Source organism: Acidisoma sp. S159 (assembly GCF_009766125.1).
Classification (GTDB): Bacteria; Pseudomonadota; Alphaproteobacteria; order Acetobacterales; family Acetobacteraceae; genus Acidisoma.
The window spans coordinates 574677-597742 of record NZ_LMUG01000032.1 but is presented as its reverse complement, the minus strand read 5'-3'; the positions used below and the strand labels follow the sequence as shown (position 1 = coordinate 597742).

Below are 23066 nucleotides of genomic sequence, written 5' to 3'. Positions count from 1 at the left end.
TGCGGCTTGCGCCGAATTCTTCGCCGCGCGCCGCCTTGATGGCGCTCACCGGGCTTCGCGTACTCACGCCTGTTCGCGAGCCCGGTCTTGCCCGCACCTCAGATCGGCAGCCAGCTTCGGCCATCTTCCGCCAGAAGATCGTCGGATGCTTTCGGCCCGGCGCTGCCCGCGGCATAGTTCGGGAACTCGGTCTCAGGTTTCGCCCAGGAGTCGAGAACAGGCTGCACCACCTTCCAGGCCGCTTCCATCTGGTCGGCGCGCTGGAACAGCATCGCGTCGCCGATGAAGACATCGAACAGCAGTGTTTCGTAGCCGGTCGCCGGCGCCTGGCTGAACCAGTCGTCGTAGTTGAAGCTCATGGCGACTTTCTCGAAGGTCAGCATCGGCCCAGGCTTCTTCGCGTTGAAGCGCAGCTTCATGCCTTCCTCGGGCTGGATCTGGATGATCAGCCAATTCTCGCCCAGCGTATCCACCGGTGTATCCCGGAACATCGCGTAAGGCGCTTGCTTGAAGCGGATGGCGATCTCGGTTTTGCGCTTGGTCATCCGCTTGCCGGTGCGGAGGTAAAAAGGCACCCCCGCCCAGCGCCAATTGTCGATGGATAGCCGCATCGAGACGAAGGTCTCGGTATTGCTGTTGGGATCGACATCCGGCTCGCTGCGATAGCCCTGCACCGCCTGATCTCCGAGCGTCCCCGCCGCGTATTGCCCGCGCACCGCATCCTCAAGCTTGAGCGGATGCATCGAGGAGAATACCTCCGCCTTCTTCGCGCGGATCGAGTCGGCGTCGAAAGCCGGTGGCGGTTCCATCGCGGTCATGGCGAGCAACTGGAAGACATGGTTCGGCACCATGTCCCTCATCGCACCGGTGGCCTCGTAAAACTTGCCGCGCCGCTCGACGCCCACGGTCTCGGCGACCGTGATCTGCACATGGTCGATGCGGTCGCGGTTCCACATCGGCTCGAACATCCCGTTGGCGAAGCGCAGCGCCATGATGTTCTGAACCGTCTCCTTCCCGAGGAAATGGTCGATCCGGTAGACCTGCTCTTCGGTCAGCACGCTCAGCACCTGGGCGTCGAGCGCTGTAGCCGAAGCGAGATCATGGCCAAAGGGCTTCTCGATGACTACGCGCCGGAAGGAGCCTTCCGGTTCCTCCGTGAGCTTCGCGGCCCCCAGATGCTCGACTGTCGAACCAAAGAAGCGCTCGGCAACGGCGAGGTAGAACACAACGTTGCCACCGAGTTGATGCTCGGCGTCGAGCGCCTTGAGACGTTGCGCGAGCTGCTCGAAGGTATCCTGCTTGGTCAGGTCGCCTTGGAGATAGCTCAGGTTTTTGGCGATATGGCTCCAGGCCGCCTCGTTGATTACCTCGTTCGCAGCCGTGCCTTCGCCACCGCGGCTCAGGCTGGCTTCGAGGAAGTCATGCATCCCCTTCGCCCAGGTGGGGGCATCCTGTTGCGCCATATCGACACCCAGGATCACGAAATTCTTGGGCAGGAGATTGGAGACGCAAAGATTGTAGATCGCTGGCATGACCAGTCGTTTGGTGAGGTCTCCACCGGCGCCGAAAATGACCAGAGCGCAAGGAGGAGCGACAGGCGGCTTTTTAGCCGTGGCGGTTTCAGTGCTCATGAACGGATACTCGGTGCGTTGCTGTGACCCTCGACATGGCCGCCGAACTTGTTGCGCATCGCCGACAGCAACTTGTCGCCGAAGCTGTGGTCGATGCGGCTGCGGAAGCGTGCGAAAAGCGCGGCCGTCAGCACGTCTGCCGGAACCGCTTCCTCAATCGCCGCATTGATCGTCCAGCGGCCTTCGCCGGAATCATCCACCGCACCGGTGAACTCCTCGAGTGCCGGACTTTCCGTCAGCGCCATGGAGGTGAGGTCGAGCAGCCAGGAAGAGATCACGCTGCCACGTCGCCAGACTTCCGCCGTGTCAGGCAAGTCGATGGTGAATTGTTCATCGGTTGGGAGCTTGGTCGAGGACTTGCCGCGCAGGATGTCGAAGCCCTCGGCATAGGCCTGCATCAGGCCGTATTCGATGCCGTTATGCACCATCTTTACGAAGTGCCCGGCGCCGGGTGGCCCGGAATGGATATAGCCGCGCTCGGCCCGCGGATCGCCTTTGTAGCCGGGCGTGCGCTCGATATTCCCAAGACCGGGGGCCAAAGTGCCGAAGATCGGGTCGAGGCGATCCACCACGGCCTTCTCGCCGCCAATCATCATGCAATACCCACGCTCGACGCCCCAGACGCCGCCGGAGGTGCCGACATCGACATAGTGAATGCCTTTGGACAACAGCGCTTTCGCGCGGCGAATGTCGTCCTTGTAGAAGGTATTGCCGCCGTCGATGATGGTGTCGCCCGCCTCGAGCAGGCCGGACAGCGTTTCGATTGTGCTTTCGGTTATGTTCCCGGCCGGGAGCATGACCCAGACGGCGCGCGGCGTGGTCAATGCCTGGACCAGGCCTTCTAGGGAATCAGCGGGTTTGGCCTGCGCGGCGGCGAGTTCCGCCACGCTCTTTGGGTTGACGTCGTAAACAGCCACTTCATGGCCGTTATTGATGAGCCGCCGGGCGATATTGCCGCCCATCCGGCCCAGGCCGATCATACCCAGCTGCATCCTGCTTCCCCTGACGTGCCGCGTCGGAGAGCTAACGATATAGGCGTATGGCCGCCTAGGCTACCCGACCCGTTCAGGCCAACCGGCAATGTCACAAGGACACCCGGATGACGGCGGCTGCGTCATCCGGGTGCGTCGCGTGCGTCAGAAGAGTTGGTTACGGAATTGGGTCGGTCGAAATCGCTCAGCGCCGTTGGGGACCGGGTGGCCTCACCTCAGCGCGTGGCGCCTGACGAGGTGCTTCCATACGGGGCGCTTGGCGAGGCGCCTCCATGCGCGGCGGCGGGCGGGGTGCTTCCATGCGTGGCGCGACGGGGCGAGGGGCCGCGGCCCGCGGCGCCTCCATGCGCTGCGGCGCGGGTGGCCTAGGCGCTTCGGCGCGTGGCGCTTGTTGCGGCGGGCGGGGTGCTGCGACCTGCGGCGCCTGCATGCGCGGCGCTTGTGGGCGTGGCGCCTGCGGCCTGGCCTCAGCGGCTGGCGGTAGCGCCTGACGCGGCGCCGCCGGGTTCGGCGATGGGGGACGAGCGACCGGCATCGTCGGTGGCGTGCCTCTCGGGGGGACGGCACCCGGCGCGGGTTGATTACGCAAGCCGGGTTCCCGCGGGGCCGCGCCGGGAGCCGCCGGCCGGAACTGGGGCCGAGGCGCACCGTTCGTGGCGCCGGGAATAGCAGGCGCCGCGGTCACGCCGGGACGAGGAGCCGCCGCGCCGGGGATAACGGGCGGGGCGACTACGCCGGGGCGCGAGTTCGTGACGCCGGGCCGAGGAAGCTGAGGAACGCCCGGAACTGGAGCGTTTGGCCGGAGGTTCGGCTCGCCGATGCGAGGCGCTTGCGGCTGGCCTGGCAGCGGAACACCGCCTCGGGCATTGCCCGGCGCGCCGGGCACGATCCCTGGAGCCGGTACGCCCGGCGCTTGAGGTGCGCCGCCACGGAAACTCGGGGCGAATTGGGCATGGGGCACCAAGGGCGGCGGCGGAGCGTGACCGCGTTCCACTCCTGGCACCTGCCGGATCGCCGGGCCGGGTGCTCCAGATCGGAGCGCGGCGCCCGGCACCTGGGGCAGGTTAAGCCGCCGCGCCAGCGCCGGATCGACGCCCGCTGTCTGCACGGTCGGTCGCGGCAATGCCTGACCGTCGATTGCCCGGAATGGCCGCAATTCCCCTTGCGGAACAGGCTGAACCTCACCACGGACCTGCCGCGAATTCATCATGGCGGCGGTCGGGACAAAGGTTGCGCCCTGCCTATTGGCGAATTGCCCTTCCCGCCCGGCCTGGCCCGCGCCGTTGTTGAAGTTGTTAATGGTCGTATTGCGATATTCGACGCGATTATTGACGATATTGACGTTGCGCTGAACAAATTGATTGTAGTTCGGTACATAGGGCTGATTGTACGACTGGAAATAACGCGGGCTTACGCGGTAAGGTGGATAATAAGGCTCGCGAGGGCCAAGCGGCGCCCAGCCGATAGAGCCATTGCTCCAGGCATTGGCGGCAAGGACGCCGACGGCGGCCCCTGCGGCCGCGCCTAGAAACGTTACGAGTGCTGGTGAATAGGCAGGGGCGGGCGCGACATAACCCGGCTGCGCGTAATACCCTTGGCTCTCACTATAGTTATAGCCGTAGCCATAACCTTGGCCGTAGCCGGGTTCCGCGACGGGTTGCGGTATCCAGCCCCATTGCCCATCGAATTGCGACCAGCGCCCATAATGAAAAGGTGCGAAGCCCCAAGGCGCGTTATCGACCCAGGTCCAGCCCCACGGCTGCACATAAGCCCAATGGCCCTCACGATAGGGCACCCAGCCAGAGGCGACATGAGGAAACCAGACCGTGCCATATTGCGGCTGCGGTTTCCACGAGCCGTATTGCGTGAGCACGGCGGCGCCCGTCATCTGCGCGCAGACCGGCGGCGCTTGAGCGGCTGTTGGCGGAGGCGGCGGCGCGACCTGTTGCAGCATGTTCGTTAGAAACTCGTCCTGCTGCATGGCAACGAGTTGTACCTGTACCGGATTGTCGCCCGAAATCTCGGCCGTCTGCTGTGCCCCCACCGTCTGCGGCGCTGACGAACCCAGCCCGGTGAACTGAATCGAGCCGACGACCGCGGTCACATAAGTTGGCGTGGTGGTGTCGCCGGCATAAATTTCGTATTCGCCATTTCCGGTGATTTGTGCCGTACCGCGAGGCGTTTGAATTACCACGGTTTGGCCTGGCTGCATCGCGACGAGATTTAGAAAGATCTCGCCCTGCGACAACACCGCATCAACCGTGTTCTGATTGATCTCCTGTGCTGTGACTTCCGTTCCAGCGGCCATCGCCATCCGGCTGGAATCGACCATGATGGACGCAGCGCTTTGCGGCTGCGTCCATACGGCGTCACCGGTCGTGACAGGATAGTTCTGTGTCGCAGTCACCCACTGGTCTTGGCCGGCGCTATGGAAAGAGACAGTACCGGAAAGCTGCGACAACCAGCCGACCCGCGCAGGCGGATCGCCTGAGGTCGCGCCCGGCACATCGGCGGTCGGGGCCGGTGGCGGAGGCACGGCGGTCTGCGCCAAAGCCGGGAATGGCAGGATCGAATTGGTGGCCAAGCCGAAGCTCGCGGCCAGAGTTGGCAGCAATCTCCAGCGAATACGCAGGCTCATGATCGTTAGCCTTTCTAGCGCGCCGATCAGGCGCGACGACAATCTGGGTAACTTCATGTGTCTTTGCGGCGAAAACAGCACCGCCTCTGTGTCAATCGCGTGTCCGAGCGTTCGATCACTTTCGTACGTGCCACGCCCGCGCCCTACGGGCCGCATGGAAAAGCCGCAGTCCTAGGCCATATTTAATTCTTCGCCTCGCTTTATGCACCGCGATCCGGTCCGCGCACAGTTCCGTGATGACGTGCATTCGCGAAACGCAGCAGTCGGGGAAGATCATGAAGACGCCTATGAAACGAGCGACTGCCATGGTTGCGGCGGCTGCGTCGATGATGCTCCTCGCGGGTTGCTACTACCCTCCTGGCTATGCAGGCTACGCTGCACCGGGCTACGCGGCCCCTGGCTACGCGGGTGGACCTGTCTACGCGCCCGACTACGGACCGGGCTATGCCCCCGGCTATGGCTATTCATCGGCCATTATCGTGGGCGGCGGCGGTTGTGGAAATTGCGGCTATGGCGGGGGCTATTATCGGCCGCCGCCACCGCCGCCGAGATATGGTGGTCCCGGCTACGGCCATCCTGGCTACGGCGGTCCTGGTTACGGCGGCCCGGGTCACCCGCCGCCGCCCGGTTATGGCGGTCCGCCTCCGGGTGGCCCGCGCTACGGTGGTCCCGGCGGTCCTCCGCCTGGCTATGGGCAACCGCCCCGGCCGCCGGGTGGATATGCCGGTCCGGTCGGCCAGCCCGGTCGTCCGATGGGTCCGCCTCCGGGAGGGCAACCACAATATGTGCCGGGCGCCGGTCCGGTTAATCAACGCGGCTACAGCCACTGAAGAAGCGCTAGGTGGTCTTCGCTTGCGAAGACCCAGCGCTTTCAGTGACCGCGTCGTGCAGTCAGGTCTTACGCGGACGGCCGCGACCGCGGGTCTGGGCGCGGAAGCTCGGCAGCCACCATTCGATTGGCTGCGGCTCCGGTTCGTTGCTGTCGGCGACGACCTTGGCCTTGCGCGGCTCCCGCACTAAACGCGACTGCGGCTCTTCAGCCACGAGCTCCGCCTGGCTGACTGGCTCGCTTTCCGGTTGGGCCTGGGTCGTCTGCACCTGGGTCTGACGCTCGATCGCTGCCGCAGCCTCTGCGCGTGCCTGACGCTCGGCCGCGCGGGCCTCGTCGATCGCCATTTCCGAATGGGCGAGCTTGGTACGCAATGATTGAATAGTGGCCTGACAGCTTTCGACGGTTCGCTCCGCCGTCTGGCGTGCCGCGCGCTCTTCCTGCAGTTTCGTTTCGAGTGCGGCGACCCGCGATTCCTGAGCCGCTTCGGCCTCCCGGCTTCGCCCAAGTACAACCACTGGAACATCACCATCCTGCGCGAAGCGGCGGCGCACGCGGTTGGGATCGGAGGTATGCGGCGTATGATTCTGCTGCGGATGCGCGACGCTCTCAGAGCGCTTGCCGAGGCCGAGCGCCTCTCGCATGCGCTCCTCAGAGGCATCGGCAGCGTCCGTGGCGGGATCGGTGGGGTAACGGCGGGGCATGATACTGCTCATCTTGGGAATATGGCCGGTCAGGGCAGGCCGATCGCCCGGCGCGTAGAAAACCACGCCTGTGAAGTATCGATAGCAATGTTCCAGCTTAATGGCAAATCGAGCATTGGCGGGTGTTAGTGCAACTATCGGATGAAAGGATGAATATTCTGGGTTATTCCGCTTCTTCGCCATCGTCGCCCTGCACCTCGCCCGGCTCGCCGTGGTCCACGCCCACGGCGGCGACCAGATAGGCGTGGACCTGCTTGAGGCCCCGCATCGCTTCGAGCAGCGTCGCACTCGCCTCGGCAACGTCGTTGTTCCCGTCACGCAAATAGCCGAAATGGGCAGCGGTCGCGGCGGCCTCGAGGTCATCCAGAACGACTTGCTCGCCCGTCAGGATCTCCATGCCACGGCGCTGCTCGGAAATGAAGACCGCGGCCGCCGCGCGTGAACCCGCGATGAGTGTGTCGATCATTGCGATTAGCGCGGTCTGTCCCGCGATCGGAAAAGAGAGGCCGCGTTTGAGCTTGCGCAGCGCAATTCCAAGCAAGCTGCGGTGGATGACATCGGCTGCTTGGCTAATCGCGACACAGAAGGCCAGAATCTCGCGAATACGCCTGAAATCTGCGGCGTTCAGCGAATCGGTTTCAAGTGTGGTCAGATAGAAGCTGATCGCCGCTTCAAGACGCTTGAGCACGGCATTGTGGCGTTTCGTCGCGGTAATCCGCCGCCGATCGCCTTTCTGCATCGCATCCCGCAAGCCCTGCAGCATGGCGAGCAGCAAATCGACGAGTCGCAGCGATTCTCGCGATGCCGCTCCCAGCGCCACGACCGGCGCCGAGGCCGCGGACGGCACCAGATAGAGGGGAATTGCGGGGTCCGCCTTGTCGATCCGGGTAGGTAACAATGCCTGTAACAGCCGCGCATAGGGGCTGAGCAATGGAAAGAAGATGAGGCCGATCACCAGGTTGAAGGCTGTGTGAAAATTCGCGACGGCGTGGGACGGCGTGCCGCCGAAGCGCGAGACCAGGGGGGCGAGCGGCCCAAGCACGGCTAGGGCGACCAGGACGCCGGCCAGGCGGTTGAGTAGATTTCCCACCGGCAGCCGCTTGGCGGCGCGATCATGTCCGGTCGCGCCCTCGATCACCGGATTGATCGCGGTGCCGAGATTCGCGCCGAGAACCAGGGCAAAGGCCGCATAGGGTGAGATATCACCATGGCTCGCGAAGGACATGATCAGCAGCACGACTGCGACGGAGGAATGTGCCGCCCAGGTCAGCAGTGCTGCGAGAATGACATCTACCAGTCCCTGAGACGAAATCAGCGCCAGGGCAGCGTGGACATCGGGTGAAGACGCGTAGGGGCGTAGCAAGCCGACGAACTGCGACAACGCGAGCAGCAGCAGGCCGAGGCCGATGAGAACGCGGCCAAAGTCGCGCATCCCCGCCTGAGCGCGGCGGAAAATCACGACTCCCGCCAGAATGAAGGCCGGGGCGAGCGCCGCCACGTCGAACGACAACACCTGGACGATCAGTGTCGTGCCCACATTCGCGCCGAGCATGACGGCGAGGGCTGGCACGAGTTCGACGAGTCCACCGGCGGTAAAGCCGGTAACCATAAGACCGGTCGCGGTGCTGCTCTGAAGCAGCGCGGTGACACCGATCCCGGCCAGGAAGGCGGAAATCCGGTGGCGCAGCGCGGTCGCCAGAAAGCCGCGGAGCCGAGCGCCGAAGGCCCGCTGCACACCGGTTTGCACCATATGGACGCCCCACAGCAGCAGGGCGACGGAGCCGGCGAGATCGATCAGTATAAGCGGCAAATCCATGCCCGGCGAAATTCCTAGAATAGCATCGGCGACGAATAGGTCGGGCTCGCGATAGCATAAGCCTGGGAAAACTCCGCTTTCCGAGGGAACCGGAGTTGGATTGTTTCGATGAAAATTCAGTGGCGATGTTAGAACCGCCGCGGCGGAATCCAATCATATTCGTAACGAATAGCGTCTGCTTTATCCCTGGACGCTCTTCTAGCGCCGCAGGTTTGTGCCTGAGGGTGGGAGGCATTCGGCCCGCAGCACGCGCTTGACGCGCTCCAGCTCGACCGCGAGCGCCTGCAACTGCGCGGCCTGGCCGACCCGGTCGGAGAGGTCGAGCTGGCGCATCTGCCGGCACATCGCCTGCACGCCCTCGGCGCCGAGATTGGCGGCGGCGCTGCTCAGCGCATGGGCCTCGGCCTGGAACAGGCTCATGTCGGAGGCTTCAGCCGCGGCCCGCAGCGAGAGTAGCAGGCTGTCCGCGTCCCCGATGAAGTCCTGGGCGATTCCTACCAGGAAGTCCCGGCCGCCGAGCGCCTCGAGGTCCCGCAGCATATTCGCATTCACCGAAGACGGGCCGGCCTGGTAACGCGGATGGTCGGCGATCGAGGTGACGCTTGCCGTGCTCGGCTTACTGCGCGCCGCGCCAAACACGAAGCTGTCGATGATGTCGAGCAGTCGAGCCGGCTCGACCGGCTTGACGATACAGGCGTCCATGCCGCTGTCCAGGCAGCGCTGCGCCATCTGTGGCGTCGCATCCGCCGTGAGAGCAAGGACCGGTATCCGGGGTTTGTCGAGTGCCGCGAAGCGGTAGAGCTTGGTCGCTTCGATGCCGTTCATCACGGGCATGTTCACGTCCATCAGCACAACGTCGAAGTTTTCCTCCTCCAAGGCGTCCAGCGCCTGTTCGCCATCCGAAACGATGCGGGCCGTGTGGCCGGCACGGTCCAAAATTTTCGCGACGACGCTCTGGTTGATGCGGTTGTCGTCTGCCACCAGGATGTGGAGCGGCCGCGTCGCGCTGCGGATGAGCACGGGTTGCGCCGCGGCGGCGGCGCGCGGGGCGAGGATGCGCAGCAGGCGCTCGACCTCGGCCGGACCCGCCGCCGCGCTCAGGATACTGATGCAGGAGCGGCGCAATGCGAGATCAGGTGCTGCGGCCTCGGCATCACCCTCGGTCGGCGTCTCGATCACGACAACGGGCGTCGGCTCCGGCTGGGCCTGGCCGAGGGTTCGCGCGAAAGCGTCGGCGCCGGCCCGCTGTCCGAGCCCGAAACTCGAGATATCGGCGAGGATCGCATCGACCGGTCCGACCTCCGCGAGAGCGCGACCGATGGCGAGGAGATCCGCCTCGACCGGAAGCGGACGACGCTGGACGACGGAGCCCCAGGCTTCCATCCGCCGCGCCACCGGCTCGACCCGGCCGGGATCGGCAGAGAGCAGGACCACACGCAAAGCCGCCGGCGCGGGGGCCGGCTTGGCGGGTATCACCAGCGGCAATTCGATCCAGAAGGTGCTGCCGGCGCCGCTTTCGCTGACCACACCGATCGCGCCGCCATGGAGTTCGACGAGTTTGCGCGAGATGGCGAGGCCGAGGCCGGTGCCGCCGAAGCGGTCGATGATGCTGGAATCCGCCTGGGTGAAGCTGTCGAAGATGCGGGTCTGAGCCTCGGGCGCGATGCCGATGCCGGTATCGATCACCTCGACGCGGAGGGCTGGCGTGCCATCAGGTTGCTCGACCGTATCGGCGGCGATCAGAACGGAGCCGCGGGCGGTAAACTTCACCGCGTTGCTGGCGAGATTGAGCACGACCTCGGCGATATGTTTGGCGTCGCCCTCGAGCCAGCTCGGGGTCCGCGTGCTGATGTGGGAGGAAAGGGCGACGCCCTTCGCCTGCGCGGTTGCCGCGACCAGACGCTCGACATTGGCGATCAGGCTCGGCAGGTCGAAAGGTGCGAGCTGGACCGGAACCGCGCCCGCCTCGATGCGGGAGAAGTCGAGAATGCCGTCGATCAGCGAGAGCAGCGACCGCGCGGCGGTGCCGACCGTCCGCACCATGTCCCGCTGCTCGCCATCCATGCGGGTGCCGACGAGCAGATCGCTCATACCGATCACGGCGTTGAGCGGAGTCCGCAACTCGTGGCTGACGCTCGCCAGGAACAGGCTTTTGGCCTGGCTCGCCTCTTCCGCCTGCTGCTTGGCGACTGACAGGCTACGAATGAGAGAGCCTGCATAAAGCGGAATGGCGATTAGCCCGACCAGGAGGCCACCGGAGAGAAACGGGTTTTCCCGCCAATAGGGCGTCGTGATGACGCAGAGCAGAAAGCCGAGCACGCCGAGGCAGGTGGCGGCGCGGAGGTAGCCGAGGCCGAAGCGGAAACCGTAACCCAGGATGGCCCAGAGATAGGCGGGGTAGAGCGGGGCCGCGATCATCCCGCCGATATGCATGCCGAAGGAGAGCACGCCGATATCGGTCAGCAGCTGCAAGGCGAGCCGCGGTACGGAGGGTCGTGCGCGAACAACGAGGTCGAGGAAAAAAGCCACGGCGAAGGCGGCATAGGCCGCGCTCATCACCAAGGGCCGGAGCGAGCCGAGGGATCCGTCGATTCGGAGCGCGAGGAGATAGGCAAAGATGCCGCTGCCGATGACCAGACGGTTCAGCACGATCTGGTATTCCAGACCGTGCCCCATCTTCAATCGTTCGAAAATCTGCCTGGCCGCATTGCGAACGGAGACGCGCGCGGCCCAAAGACCTGGTGGCGTCAAGGAGGGCGTGGACCGGGAGGGGGCAGGACTAACGGGCTTCGGCGCCTCGTCTTTGCCGGGCTTAATCCTCAACGACAACCGACGTTTGTCCTTAAATGTGCCCGAAGACCATGCAAGCCACATGCCCGGAGCGCCAAACGCAATGCCTTTGGCAAGATGAGCGGGCGCGAAGTCGATCCCTATTTTGAGACCTGGGCCTCGATGAGGGGCTCCGCAACCCCGGTCTTCGCCCAGTTCGCTCGCACATATTGCTCGAATTCGAGGGGCGGAACGGGACGGCTGAACAGATAGCCCTGCACTTCGTCGCAGCCCTCCGCCTCAAGCTCGTGGAGCTGCTCGATGGTCTCGACGCCTTCCGCGACCACACGCAAGCCCAAGCCGCGACCAAGGCCAATGATCGCGCGGATGACCGCAGGGCCTTCTATACGGTGTGTCAGGTTATGGATGAAAGCCTGATCGATCTTGAGTCGGTTTACCGGCAGCTTGTCGATATAGGAGAAGGACGCGTAGCCGGTGCCGAAATCATCGATCGAGAAGGAGATCCCAAGCTCCTGCAGCTCGACGAGTTGCTTCCGCGCCGTCTCGTGATCCTCCAGGAACATCGTCTCGGTGAGTTCGAGGTCGAGCAGCCGGGGGTCGAGCTTGGCACGGCGGACGGCGGCAATGACGACCTGTGCCACGTCCTGCTGCTGGAAGATCGTGGCGGAGAGGTTGACCGCGACGCGAAGCGCCATGCCGGACGCGGCCCAGGCGGCGGCCTGGCGGCAGGCGGCCTCCAGCACCCAGGTATTGATCGGGATAATCAGCCCGGCCTCCTCGGCGATCGGCAAGAAACGGCCGGGCGGCAGAAGGCCATGGCCCGGTTGTTCCCACCGCACTAGCGCTTCGGCCCCGGTCACCCGACCGCTGCGGGTATCGATCTGCGGCTGGTAGTGCAGCCTGAGCTCATTGCGGATGAGCCCGGCGCGAAGATCGATCTCCAACTGCGCCGCATCCCGCACCGCTGACTGCATCTCGGGCTCGAAGGCGCAGAAGCGGCTGCGGCCGAGCCCCTTTGCCCGATACATCGCGAGATCGGCGGTCTTGAGGAGGGTCTCCTGCGAGTTGCCGTCGGCCGGAAAGAGCGTGAAGCCCAGGCTGCAACTCGTGCTGATGGCGCGGCCATCGAGGTCATAGGGTTCGGCGAAAAGCTGCACGATCCGCTCGGCTAGGCGTTCGGCATCTCCGCTGCCGGAGATGCCGCCTTGGATAATCGCAAATTCGTCGCCGCCAAGACGCGCGACGGTGTCGCTGGCGCGGATGGTGCGACGCAGCCTCTCGGAAACCTCGGTCAGCAGCGCATCCCCGACATGGTGTCCGAAGGCATCGTTGATGCTCTTGAAGCGGTCCAGGTCGAGGAAATGCAGGGCGAAAACCGCATTGCTATCGGCCGCCGCATTCACCGCCTCCTCGAGGCGAAGATGCAGCAGCAGCCGGTTGGGCAGCCCGGTCAGCACGTCATGATGGGCGAGGTGGTGGAGATAGCGCTCCGCCCGCTTGCGATCGCTGATGTCGAGCGAGGTGGTCAAGACGGCCGTGACACGGTTGGAATCGTCGGTCAGCGGCGTCTTCGTGGTCAGGAAGACATGAGTGGTCCCTTGCGCGTCGCGGATTTCCTCCTCGAAATCGGGCAAGGCCATGCCTGTCGCGAAGACCCGGGCATCCAGTTGCCGGCTGCGGTTCCGGCGCTCCCTGTCGAGCCCGTCCTCATCGGTGCGCTCGGTCGCCCCGTCTTCGAGCAGTTTCGTCTGGAACGCATTGGCGAAGATGCACACGCCTTGACGGTCGGTGGCGCTGATGAGCGCCGGCACCGTGTCGATGACCTGCGCCAGGCGCTCGCGGTTGTTGCGCAGCAACTCCTCGCGCTCGCGCTCGACGTGGTGGAGCTCCTCCGCCAGCGCATGGGCACGGCTGCGGATGAGCTTCTGCTGAGTGCCGAGCTTGAGGAGGTTGCGGGCCCGCGTGACGAATTCATGGTGGTCGATCGGGCTCTGGAGGAAATCCGTGGCCCCGGCTTCCAGCGCCTGGAGCCGGAAGTCGCGATCCTCGTAGGCGGTGATGACCATGATCGGCACTTCCGCGCCGTGCGGGGTCGCGCGGATGTGCTGGGTGAAGGTTGCGCCCGTCATGTGCGGCATCTTGTAGTCAGTAATAATGAGATCGGGAGTCTGGTTTACCATCCAGGCCAGCGCCGCTTCCGGCCCAGCGAATGCCTCGACCTGAACGTCGGATGCGAGCGAGGCGGAGAGCTTGGAGAATATGCTGCGGTTGGTCGCGCGGTCGTCGATGATCATGATGAACGGCATGCCCGCTCACCACGCCAAAACGGTGAGGAAAAACGGCGCGCGAGAAGGTCTGAGCATGCGGAACGCCATGACGCAGAACCTAGAGCATGCGAGCCAAGACTAGAACCGGAAACTGGCGGTCGTCGCTCGAGGCGGGCGGCCTCGTCTCATTTTCTGAGACATACCATGGCGTAAACCGCATAGGAACGTTCCACAAATCGAGACTGCCGCTGGTTTTGGCTGCCATCGGGAAATTATTCCTGTCATGCCCAAAAAACTCGTCAAAATAGAGCTGGCGGCCATGGTTAAGCCTTAAACCGTAAGGCCTGATTCTGGCGCCTCGAGCAAAACGGCTTTTTCCGGAGAGTATCATGACCAACGTTCAACAAATCAGAGCCCACGTCGCTGTGGATAATCTCGCCGCGCTTCCCCAGCCACGACCGCTGGAAAAGCTCACCAGCCAATACTTCTCGACAATGCAGGTGGAGCATGACGCGGCGGCGCAGGCACTGTTCTGCTTCATGCGTCCCGAAGGACGGCCCAGCTACACGCCCGAGCTTCTGCGGGACATGGCGGCGATCCAGGGCCAAATCTATCAGGCCGTCCAGGCCGGCGGCTCAGCCCCATTTCGCTACGTCGTCGTGGGCTCTCGGATCGATGGCGCCTTCAATCTGGGCGGCGATCTAACCCTGTTTCAGCAGAGTATTCGCGACCAGAATCGCAAGGCCCTCACCACCTATGCCCATGCCTGCGTGGACATCGTCTATCACAATGCCTTGGGCTACGGTCAGTCGGTGATGACGGTGGCGCTCGTCCAAGGCGACGCCCTCGGCGGCGGCTTCGAGGCCGCGCTGGCCTGTAACTACATTGTCGCCGAACGCGGCGCGCGCTTCGGCCTGCCCGAGGTCCTGTTCAACCTCTTCCCCGGCATGGGCGCCTATTCCTTCCTGTCACGGCGTCTGGATGCGGTGCGGGCGGAGAAGCTCATCATGAGCGGCAAGGTCTATACCGCCGAGGAACTGCACGAGATGGGTCTGGTCGATGTCCTGGCCGAGGATGGGGAGGGCGAGACGGCACTGCGTGCTTTCCTTGCCAAGATTGATCGCCGCCATAACAGCCACCAGGCGGTGCTGCGGGCCCGTCAGCGCGTCAATCCGCTGACCCACGAGGAGTTGCGCGACGTCGTCGAAATCTGGGTCGATGCCGCACTGCAACTGTCGGAAAGCGACCTGCGCAAGATGAGCCGGCTGATCGCCGCGCAGACCCGTCGCCATGGTGATGCCGCGCCGCGGATGGCGGCCGAATGAGGGCCTGCATGGCCGGATGGCGGAACGTTAAGGGCAACGCGTCTAGGAGTGGGCCTGTGCATGCCCTACTCTTAGATACTCGGACTGAGGAGATTGCCCGCTATGCGTCCAGCCGACCTGCCGCGCCTGCCCGACGGCCAGGGACTTCCGAAAGCGGGAACGCCAGCCGATGCCGAGGTGTTGCCCAGCTGGGATCTGAGCGACCTCTACGAGTCACCGGAAAGCCCGCGCATCGCCGCCGATCTGGACCGCGCGATGCGGGATGCCAAGGCTTTCGCGACAACCTACCGGGGCAAGCTCGCGGAGCTGGAGCCGGTGGCGATCGCAGGTTCCCTGGCGGAATACGAGCGGATCGAGGAGAGCCTGGGACGGATCATGTCCTACGCTCAGCTCCTCTTCAGCGGCGATTCCTCCGATGCGCGGATCGCCAAATTCTATCAGTCGATGAGCGAGAAGGTGACCGAGATCAGCACAGAGCTGCTGTTCTTCACGCTTGAGCTCAATCGCCTCGACGAAAATGTTGTGAAAGCCAAGCTCGCCGATCCAGCGCTTGCCCCCTGGGCCTCCTGGATCGAGGACCTTCGGGTCTTCCAGCCCCATCAGTTGTCGGACGAGCTGGAAACCCTTCTCCACGAGAAGGATGTGAGTGGCGCCGCCGCCTGGAGCCGCCTGTTTGACGAGACCATGGCCGGGCTACGCGTGCCGGTGGGCGATGAGCGCCTGACCGTGAGCGATGCCCTCAACCGCCTGTCGGACCGTGATCGGGACACGCGCGCCAAGGCCGCCGCCGGCATCAGCGCGACTCTGGGCGACAATCTCCGCCTCTTCTCCCTCATCACGAACACGCTGGCCAAGGATAAGGAGACTGTAGACCGCTGGCGCCACTATCCGCGCCCCGGCAGTTCCCGCAATCGCTCCAACATGGTCGAGGACGAGGTGGTCGATGCGCTGGTGAGCGCTGTCGTCGCTGCCTATCCACGCCTGTCCCACCGCTACTACGTGCTCAAGGCGCGCTGGCTCGGCCTGGAGACGATGCAGCACTGGGATCGCAACGCGCCTTTGCCCGCCGACGAGAATCGCCGCGTCTCCTGGCCCGACGCCCAGGCGCGGGTGCTGGACGCCTACGGCGCCTTCAGCCCGGAACTCGCCTCGCTCGGCAGCCGCTTCTTCGAGCGTCCCTGGATCGACGCGGCTTTGCGGGACGGCAAGTCGGGCGGCGCCTTCGCCCATCCCACGGTCCCTTCAGCACATCCTTATATCTTGATGAACTATCACGGCCGCGCCCGCGACGTGATGACCCTGGCGCATGAGCTCGGCCACGGCGTTCACCAAATTCTGGCCGGTGAATCCCAGGGCTACCTGCGCTCCGGCACGCCGCTGACCCTGGCCGAGACGGCCAGCGTCTTCGGCGAGATGCTGACCTTCCGCGCTGTGTTGGATGCCGAGACCGACCCCGCCCGCCGCCGTCTGATGCTGGCCGGCAAGGTCGAGGACATGCTGAACACGGTGGTCCGGCAGGTTGCCTTCTACCGCTTCGAAACGCTGCTGCATGACGAGCGGCGGAGCGGGGAATTGCTGCCCGAAAGGATCGGCGAGATCTGGATGGATGTGCAGCGCGAGAGCCTCGGCCCCGCCTTCACCTTCACGCCGGACTATGCGGCCTACTGGGCCTATATCCCGCACTTCGTCCATTCGCCCTTCTACGTCTATGCCTATGCCTTCGGGGATTGCCTGGTGAACGCCCTCTACGCGGAGTTCCGCGCCGGTCATCCGCGTTTCCAGGAGAAGTATCTCGACATGCTGCGCGCCGGCGGCACCAAGCGTCATCGCGAATTGCTCGCGCCCTTCGGGCTGAACGCCGCCGAACCGGCCTTCTGGCAACGCGGCCTCGATATCATAGCCGGCTTCATCGACGAGCTGGAGGCGGATGCCCCCGTTGCCACCTCGAATGGCTGATCGCAACGAGGTTAGTCTCTTCGGCAGCGTCCGCCGCTTCGCCCGCACGTCCGGTGCCGTCGGCGGCATCGCGGCGCGCGTCGCCGGCGAACGCGTCTTCGGCTTCAAGACCGATCGCGCGGCGCATGCCGAGGATCTGCGCGCCATCCTTGGTGGCCTGAAGGGGCCATTGATGAAAGTGGCGCAGATCCTCACCACCATTCCGGATGCGCTGCCGCCGGAATACGCGGCCGAACTCTCCGAGCTGCAAGCCAATGCGCCGCCGATGGGCGCGGGCTTCGTGCGCCGCCGCATGGCGGGCGAGCTGGGTCCCGACTGGCAATCCCGTTTCCGCAGTTTCGGCCAGGAAGCCGCGGCGGCGGCGAGCCTGGGGCAGGTGCATCGCGCGACGCTGCTCGATGGCCGCGACGTCGCCTGCAAGCTGCAATATCCGGACATGCCCAGCACGGTGGAAGCCGACCTGCGCCAGCTTAAGCTGGCCATGGCCGTCTATCACCGCATGGACAACGCCATCCAGCACGACGAGATCTACAAGGAACTCGCCGAGCGGCTGCGTGAGGAGCTGGACTACCTGCGGGAGGCCGCGCAGATGCGCCTCTATCGCACGATGCTCGATGATGTGCCGGACGTGCATGTGCCGGAGGCGATCGCCGAGCTGACGACGCCGCGGCTGCTCACCATGACCTGGCTCGAAGGCGGACCGCTGCAACGCTGGATCGAAACGGATCCGCCGCTGGAAGCACGCAACCGCGTGGCGGAGGCATTATTCCGCGCCTGGTATCTGCCGCTTTACCGGTTTGGCGTGATTCACGGTGACCCGCATCTCGGCAATTACCAGGTGCGGCCGGATGGGGCGGTGAATTTGCTCGATTTCGGTGCCATCCGTGTCTTCCCGCCGCGTTTCGTCAGCGGTGTCATCGACCTCTTCGAGGCGGTGCGAGACGGCAATGCCGAGAAGGCCGCCACGGCCTATCGCAACTGGGGTTTCAAGGACATTACACCGGCGAAGGTGGAGGTGCTCAACGAATGGGCGCGTTTCCTCTACGAGCCTTTGTTGCAGGACCGTGTTCGCCGCATCCAGGAAACTGACGGACAGTTCGGCCGGTCGGTGGCGGAGAAAGTGCATGCGGGCCTGAAGAGCATCGGCGGGGTAAAGCCGCCGCGCGAATTCGTTCTGATGGATCGCTCGGCGGTCGGCCTCGGCAGCGTCTTCCTGCGGCTCAAAGCGGAGCTGAACTGGAGCCGGCTCTATCAGGAAGTCGTCGCCGGCTTCGACGAGGCGGCACTGGCGCGGCGGCAGTCGGATGCGCTGGCGGTGGCAGGAGTTCCGCCGACGCGGTGAGCGTGGGGCGCTAACGGTTCGACAGGGTTTATTCGGTAAACTGCGGCCGGTCACAGTCGTTGTCGAGGACGCGGTCGCATCCTCGGACTCCTCGGTTTTGATCTGCCTGCCGCGACCCACCCTCAGGAACCGCTTCAATGCTCAGCTCACTAAAACCGCTCGATGGTGTGCCGACAGCACGCACTGCGGCAGCAACGGATCAGGGGCCGCATGATTTTGCGGCGCGGCTGCGTAGGGCTCCAGGCGGTGGGCGCATCGTCGAGTCCCGGCCAAATCCTCTCTTCGACACGCTCCGGCGGCGGATCGGCGATCCTCAAGCTTATGAGCGCGTCGTGCAGAAGCTGAAGAACTACGAAAAATATTTCAAGGCAGGCGGCCCAGTCCAAAGGCACTTGGTGACGCGCTATCCTGGCGATGTTGTAAGGGCGATCGAATCCATGCGGATTTACAGCAATATGCCCGCGCATAAGGCACGCAGGATGGCGTTCACGCGCCGTCTCACGACGATGGACGACGACACATATACGCCCGAAGTGAATCAGGCGGTCCTTGGGAATGCGCAATGCCTCGCGCGGACCAATGCTGAATGCGTGCTCCCCGGCAACCAAGTGTCGCTGGAGATGCGCTCGCCCTTCATGCGGGATGATGGGAAGGTTGTGCGCCCCGTCATTCTCAGCGTGTCCGCCCCCGACCTCGGTTCGCCGGATCAGCCGGAGTGGCCTCACTACGTGAACAGCGATAATCGGCTTCGCGAGGCGCCATACCGCTACTCGCTTGAGACGCTGTGGGGCCACATCTTCAGAAGCAGCGCGCAGCATCCGGACCATCGAGTGGTCTTGTCGGCTTTTGGAATGGAGAACTTCATCAAGGGGTTGCCGCCGAAGGAAAAAGGGCGGGCGAGGGCAATCGGCGCGGATGTTTTTGCTCGTTCGATCAAGGAGCTGCAGCACAGAGGCATCGACGTCGCCTTCAGCGACATCGAGGAAAACGGACCATTTTGGACCGATGTGAATCGCCTGCTGCCGGAGGGATCAGCCATCCGCTGGGTGGGAGCGCTGCCGGGTCGCTGGATGCGTAACAAGGATATTACGGTCAACTCCTGGGATCCGATAGCCTTGGTCGGAAACGGGTGTCGGATCGACAACTCTTTCGACGGCTGGTTGGGCCGCTCTTCTGCGACGAGTTGGTCGGATGCGCTCGTATGTATCCTCTATTATGAAGGCGTGTTAGGCGAAGTTGCCAATATCCCTGTGCAGCACTGACAGAACGAAGACTCTGCTGCTGGTCGCGGCGAGCTGAGCAACCGAGCCACCCGGTTGCTTTCTGCCCAGGCGGAGCATCGACATTCTCGGGCGATACGGTGAATCGCGTAAAGTCGTGGATGACAAGTCCCGCATGGCATACGTCGTGAATTCATAAACTCGTTGTCGAGGGCCTATACCACGGGCGTAGTCAGCTTTTAGCAATGAGCCTTGCTGCATTTCCGGCACGCTCATGCTATGTCCCCGGACCCTGACGCCGCCGCCTGGCAAGAAGAGACTTTCATGTCCGCCCTCGCTCCCCCCGCATCACGCGCGACGCTTTTGCGCGAGATCGGGATCCTGCTCCCGCTCGCCATACCGCTCATCCTCGGCCAGCTCTTCAGCTTCGGCACGGATGTGGTGAGCACCCTGCTGGCTGGGCATCTCGGGGCCTCGGTACTGGCGGCGGTGTCGGTGGGCACCAGCCTCTGGATCGTCATCTTCGTGGTTGTCGTCGGGCTCATGATGTCGGTTCAGCCGACGGTCGCGCAGCTCGACGGCGCCAGCCAGCGCGCCGCGACGGCCGGCGTGTTCCGGCAAGGCGTCATCCTCGGGTTGAGCGTCGGGCTTCTCTGCTTGGTGATCGTCGCCATCGCGGGGCGGTCGCTTGCCGCGGCCGTCGGCGTGCCCATCAATCTGATACCAATGGCAAGCGGCTTCCTGCTGGCCTCGACGCTGTCCTTTCCCGCGCTAGGTCTGCTCTCGGCCTGCCGTGGCTTCTCCGAGGGGCTGTCGCGCACCCGGCCGACCATGATCTGCGGCGCCATCGGCCTGCTGATGCTGGGGCCGATTGGCTACGGGCTGATGTATGGCATCCCCGGCGTCCTGCCCGGGCTCGGCGCGACCGGCGACGGGCTTGCCCTCTCCGCCGTGCTTTGGGCCGAGGCGCTGGCCTATCTCGCCTGGATCCGCCTCTCCGGCCGCTATGGCGGGGTCGACTGGGACAGCGGTGGCTGGCGACCGGACTTTGCCATCCTCCTTCGCCTCTTGCGGATCGGCTTGCCGATCTCGGTGACGCTTCTCCTCGAAGTCACGATGTTCTCGGCCGCGACGCTCGTTGTGGCGCATTTCGGTGCGGTCGCGGTGGCGGCGCATCAGATCGCGATGACCATGTCGGCGCTGTTCTTCATGGTGCCGCTCGGCCTCTCGCTCGGTGTCACGGTGCGGGTGGCGCGGTTTATCGGGCAACGTGATCCGGAAAGCGCCCGTCGCGCCGGCACGGCCGGCTTCATCCTGATGCTCGCGACGCAAACGGTGAGCTTCGTCGTGTTGCTGTGCTTCGCGCACAACATCGCCGGCGTCTTTACGGATGACCTCAAGGTCGCGGCGCTCGCCTCGCTCCTGCTCGGCTTCGCGGCGGTGTTCCAGTTCTCGGATGGCACCCAGGTTGTCGCCAACGGCGCGCTGCGCGGCTTGCCGGATACCCGCATGCCGATGCTGCTGGTGCTGTTGTCCTATTGGGCGGTCGGCATGCCGGTAGCCATCTGGCTTGCCTTCAGTTGGAGGCTCGGCCCGGCGGGGATCTGGATCGGCCTCACCGCCGGTCTATCGGTCGCCGCCCTGCTGCTGACCGGCCGCTTCTTCCGCGCGACGCGGCCGAGGCTCGGCCTGGCGGGCGCTCCCTTCCTCTCGCCCGGCGAAACACGCTAGGGAGGGCTTGCGCCCTCAAGGGTGTTGCTAGCCGGAGGACGCCTAATGAAAAGCCCAGGTCCAACCCGCGCCACTGCCTGGCGGGTTCTTCTCGCCGTGCCGGTGATCGCCGTCCTCTGGGTGCCGAGCTTCGATCGCACCGGCCCGGCGCTGTGGGGCTTTCCCTTCTTCTATTGGTATCAGCTCCTCTGGGTGCCGCTTTCCTCAGCCATCATCGGGCTGGTTTTTCTCTTCGAGCGAAGAAGGTCTGGCCCTTCGGAGGATGAGGGGTGAGCGAACTCGCACTCCAGCCGGTGGCGATCGTCGTCTTTCTGGCTCTTTTCCTTCTCGTCACGGTCATGGGTTTCATGGGCGCCCGATGGCGGCGCGGGGACCTCGACACGCTCCACGAATGGGGGCTGGGCGGACGGCGCTTCGGCACGGTCGTCTCGTGGTTCCTGCTCGGCGGCGATCTCTATACCGCCTATACTTTCGTCGCCGTGCCGGCTTTGGTGTTCAGCGCCGGAGCGATCGGCTTCTTTGCCGTGCCGTACACGGTGATCGTCTATCCGCTGTTCTACATGGTGTTTCCGCGCCTGTGGCGGATCTGCAAACAGCACGGCTATCTCACCGCGCCGGAATTCGTGCGCGGGCGTTTCGACAGCCGTGCCTTGTCCCTGGCGGTCGCGGTGACCGGCATCCTGGCGACGATGCCCTATATCGCGTTGCAGCTCGTCGGCATGCAGGTTGTGATCGCGGCCTTGGGACTTTCGGGCTCCGGTATCATGGCAGATGTGCCGCTATTCGTCGCGTTTCTCGTGCTGGCCGCCTTCACTTACACCAGCGGGCTGCGCGCGCCGGCGATCATCGCCATGGTCAAGGACGTGCTGATCTATGCGACGGTCATCGTCGCGGTCGTCGTGATCCCGATGCAGCTCGGCGGCTGGGCGCATATCTTCGCGGCGGTCCCAGCGGCGAAGCTCACTTTGCCGGTGCCGACGGCACATACCCTCGGCAGCTACGGCGCCTATGCGACCCTTGCGCTCGGTTCCGCGCTCGCGTTGTTTCTCTATCCGCATTCGATGACGGCGGCTTTGAGCGCCAGCGGCGGCCGCGTGCTGCAGCGGAACGCGATGCTGTTGCCGGCCTATTCCTTCATCCTCGGCCTGCTCGCCATGCTGGGCTTCATGGCGCTGGCCTATGGCGTGGGCCATGCGCCACAATTCGCCGCCGGTTTCCGCCACTACGGCCCGAACTTCGCGGTGCCGGCGCTGATCCTGTCGGCTTTCCCGTCCTGGTTCGTCGGCGTCGCCTTCGCTGCCATCGCCATTGGCGCCTTGGTGCCGGCCTCGATCATGTCGATCGCCACCGCCAATATCTTCACCCGCGACATCTACAAGACCTACCTCAAGCCGAACGCGACCGATGCGCAGGAATCCAGCATGGCGAAGCTGGTCTCGCTCCTCGTCAAGCTCGGCGCGCTGATCTTCATCCTGGCATTGCCGGCGACGGCGGCGATCGAGTTCCAGCTTTTGGGCGGCATCTGGATCATCCAGACTTTGCCGTCGGTCTTCCTCGGCCTGTCGCGCTGGCGGCTGCGGCCGGGGGCACTGCTGCTGGGCTGGGCCTGCGGCATGGTGGTCGGCACCGCGATGGCCGCCTCGACCCATTTCAAGACCGCGATTTTCCCGCTGCATCTCGGCGCCTTCACCGCGCCCGGTTATGCGGCGCTGTACGGGCTGATCGTGAACCTCGCCGTCGCCATCGTTCTGAGCGCGATCCTCAACGCCTTCCGCAGCGCGGAGGCCGCGGCCCGCGACCCCGCCGCCCGTTTCGGCTTCTAGCC

At 64.5% G+C, this 23066-nt stretch carries 15 protein-coding genes; 8 read left to right on the top strand and 7 right to left on the bottom strand.

Going from position 1 to position 23066, the window contains the following annotated elements; genetic code table 11:
• Nucleotides 1–98: 98 nt before the first annotated feature.
• The 3 genes from zwf to GSQ92_RS10600 all read right to left on the bottom strand — a co-directional run bounded on the left by zwf (nt 99) and on the right by GSQ92_RS10600 (nt 5261).
• The gene (gene zwf, locus GSQ92_RS10610) at nt 99–1631 is read right to left on the bottom strand and encodes a glucose-6-phosphate dehydrogenase (RefSeq protein WP_158801759.1); all 1533 of its coding nucleotides are present in this window, start codon (nt 1629–1631) and stop codon (nt 99–101) included.
• Nucleotides 1628–2623, bottom strand: coding sequence for a phosphogluconate dehydrogenase (NAD(+)-dependent, decarboxylating) (gnd, locus tag GSQ92_RS10605; RefSeq protein WP_158801758.1), 996 nt, complete (start codon nt 2621–2623; stop codon nt 1628–1630). Before gnd ends, zwf begins: the two co-directional genes overlap by 4 nt.
• Before the next feature lie 184 nt (nt 2624–2807).
• Nucleotides 2808–5261 (bottom strand): DUF6600 domain-containing protein, encoded by a 2454-nt coding sequence (locus GSQ92_RS10600; protein ID WP_158801757.1) that lies wholly within the window; start codon nt 5259–5261, stop codon nt 2808–2810.
• Between the two features lie 275 nt (nt 5262–5536).
• Between GSQ92_RS10600 and GSQ92_RS30145 the strand changes: the two genes are divergently transcribed.
• Nucleotides 5537–6091 carry a hypothetical protein gene (locus tag GSQ92_RS30145; protein WP_216849933.1) on the top strand — a complete coding sequence of 185 codons (555 nt, stop codon included), beginning with the start codon at nt 5537–5539 and terminating at the stop codon, nt 6089–6091.
• 61 nt (nt 6092–6152) lie between these two features.
• Here the strand turns inward: GSQ92_RS30145 and GSQ92_RS10590 are convergent, their stop codons facing one another.
• The 4 genes from GSQ92_RS10590 to GSQ92_RS10575 all read right to left on the bottom strand — a co-directional run bounded on the left by GSQ92_RS10590 (nt 6153) and on the right by GSQ92_RS10575 (nt 13706).
• Entirely contained in the window at nt 6153–6794 is a 642-nt protein-coding gene (locus GSQ92_RS10590) for a hypothetical protein (protein ID WP_159013425.1), read from the bottom strand.
• Nucleotides 6795–6957: 163 nt separating this feature from the next.
• Nucleotides 6958–8610 (bottom strand): Na/Pi cotransporter family protein, encoded by a 1653-nt coding sequence (locus tag GSQ92_RS10585; RefSeq protein ID WP_158801755.1) that lies wholly within the window; start codon nt 8608–8610, stop codon nt 6958–6960.
• A 198-nt stretch (nt 8611–8808) separates the two neighbouring features.
• The gene (locus tag GSQ92_RS10580; RefSeq protein WP_159013424.1) at nt 8809–11286 is read right to left on the bottom strand and encodes a hybrid sensor histidine kinase/response regulator; all 2478 of its coding nucleotides are present in this window, start codon (nt 11284–11286) and stop codon (nt 8809–8811) included.
• Between the two features lie 254 nt (nt 11287–11540).
• Nucleotides 11541–13706, bottom strand: coding sequence for an EAL domain-containing protein (locus GSQ92_RS10575; protein WP_158801753.1), 2166 nt, complete (start codon nt 13704–13706; stop codon nt 11541–11543).
• A gap of 350 nt (nt 13707–14056) precedes the next feature.
• On the opposite strand from GSQ92_RS10575, the gene GSQ92_RS10570 reads away from it, so the two are divergent.
• The 7 genes from GSQ92_RS10570 (at nt 14057) to mctP (ending at nt 23064) form a co-directional block, all read left to right on the top strand.
• Nucleotides 14057–14992, top strand: a complete 936-nt coding sequence (locus GSQ92_RS10570; RefSeq protein WP_158801752.1) for a crotonase/enoyl-CoA hydratase family protein — start codon at nt 14057–14059, stop codon at nt 14990–14992.
• A 102-nt stretch (nt 14993–15094) separates the two neighbouring features.
• On the top strand, nt 15095–16948 hold the full coding sequence (locus GSQ92_RS10565) for a M3 family oligoendopeptidase (protein ID WP_159013423.1): 1854 nt from the start codon (nt 15095–15097) through the stop codon (nt 16946–16948).
• Nucleotides 16941–18290, top strand: a complete 1350-nt coding sequence (locus tag GSQ92_RS10560; protein WP_158801750.1) for an AarF/ABC1/UbiB kinase family protein — start codon at nt 16941–16943, stop codon at nt 18288–18290. The genes GSQ92_RS10565 and GSQ92_RS10560 overlap by 8 nt, the downstream gene beginning before the upstream one ends.
• 332 nt (nt 18291–18622) lie before the next feature.
• Nucleotides 18623–19552 carry a hypothetical protein gene (locus GSQ92_RS10555; protein WP_158801749.1) on the top strand — a complete coding sequence of 310 codons (930 nt, stop codon included), beginning with the start codon at nt 18623–18625 and terminating at the stop codon, nt 19550–19552.
• 282 nt (nt 19553–19834) lie between these two features.
• A complete protein-coding gene (locus tag GSQ92_RS10550) occupies nt 19835–21241 on the top strand; it encodes an MATE family efflux transporter (protein WP_158801748.1) in 1407 nt (468 codons plus the stop codon).
• 45 nt (nt 21242–21286) lie between these two features.
• A complete protein-coding gene (locus GSQ92_RS10545) occupies nt 21287–21514 on the top strand; it encodes a DUF3311 domain-containing protein (RefSeq protein WP_158801747.1) in 228 nt (75 codons plus the stop codon).
• Nucleotides 21511–23064: a monocarboxylate uptake permease MctP gene (gene mctP, locus GSQ92_RS10540; protein ID WP_254065506.1), complete on the top strand. Its 1554-nt coding sequence runs from the start codon at nt 21511–21513 to the stop codon at nt 23062–23064. Before GSQ92_RS10545 ends, mctP begins: the two co-directional genes overlap by 4 nt.
• The last annotated feature ends 2 nt before the right edge of the window (nt 23065–23066 follow it).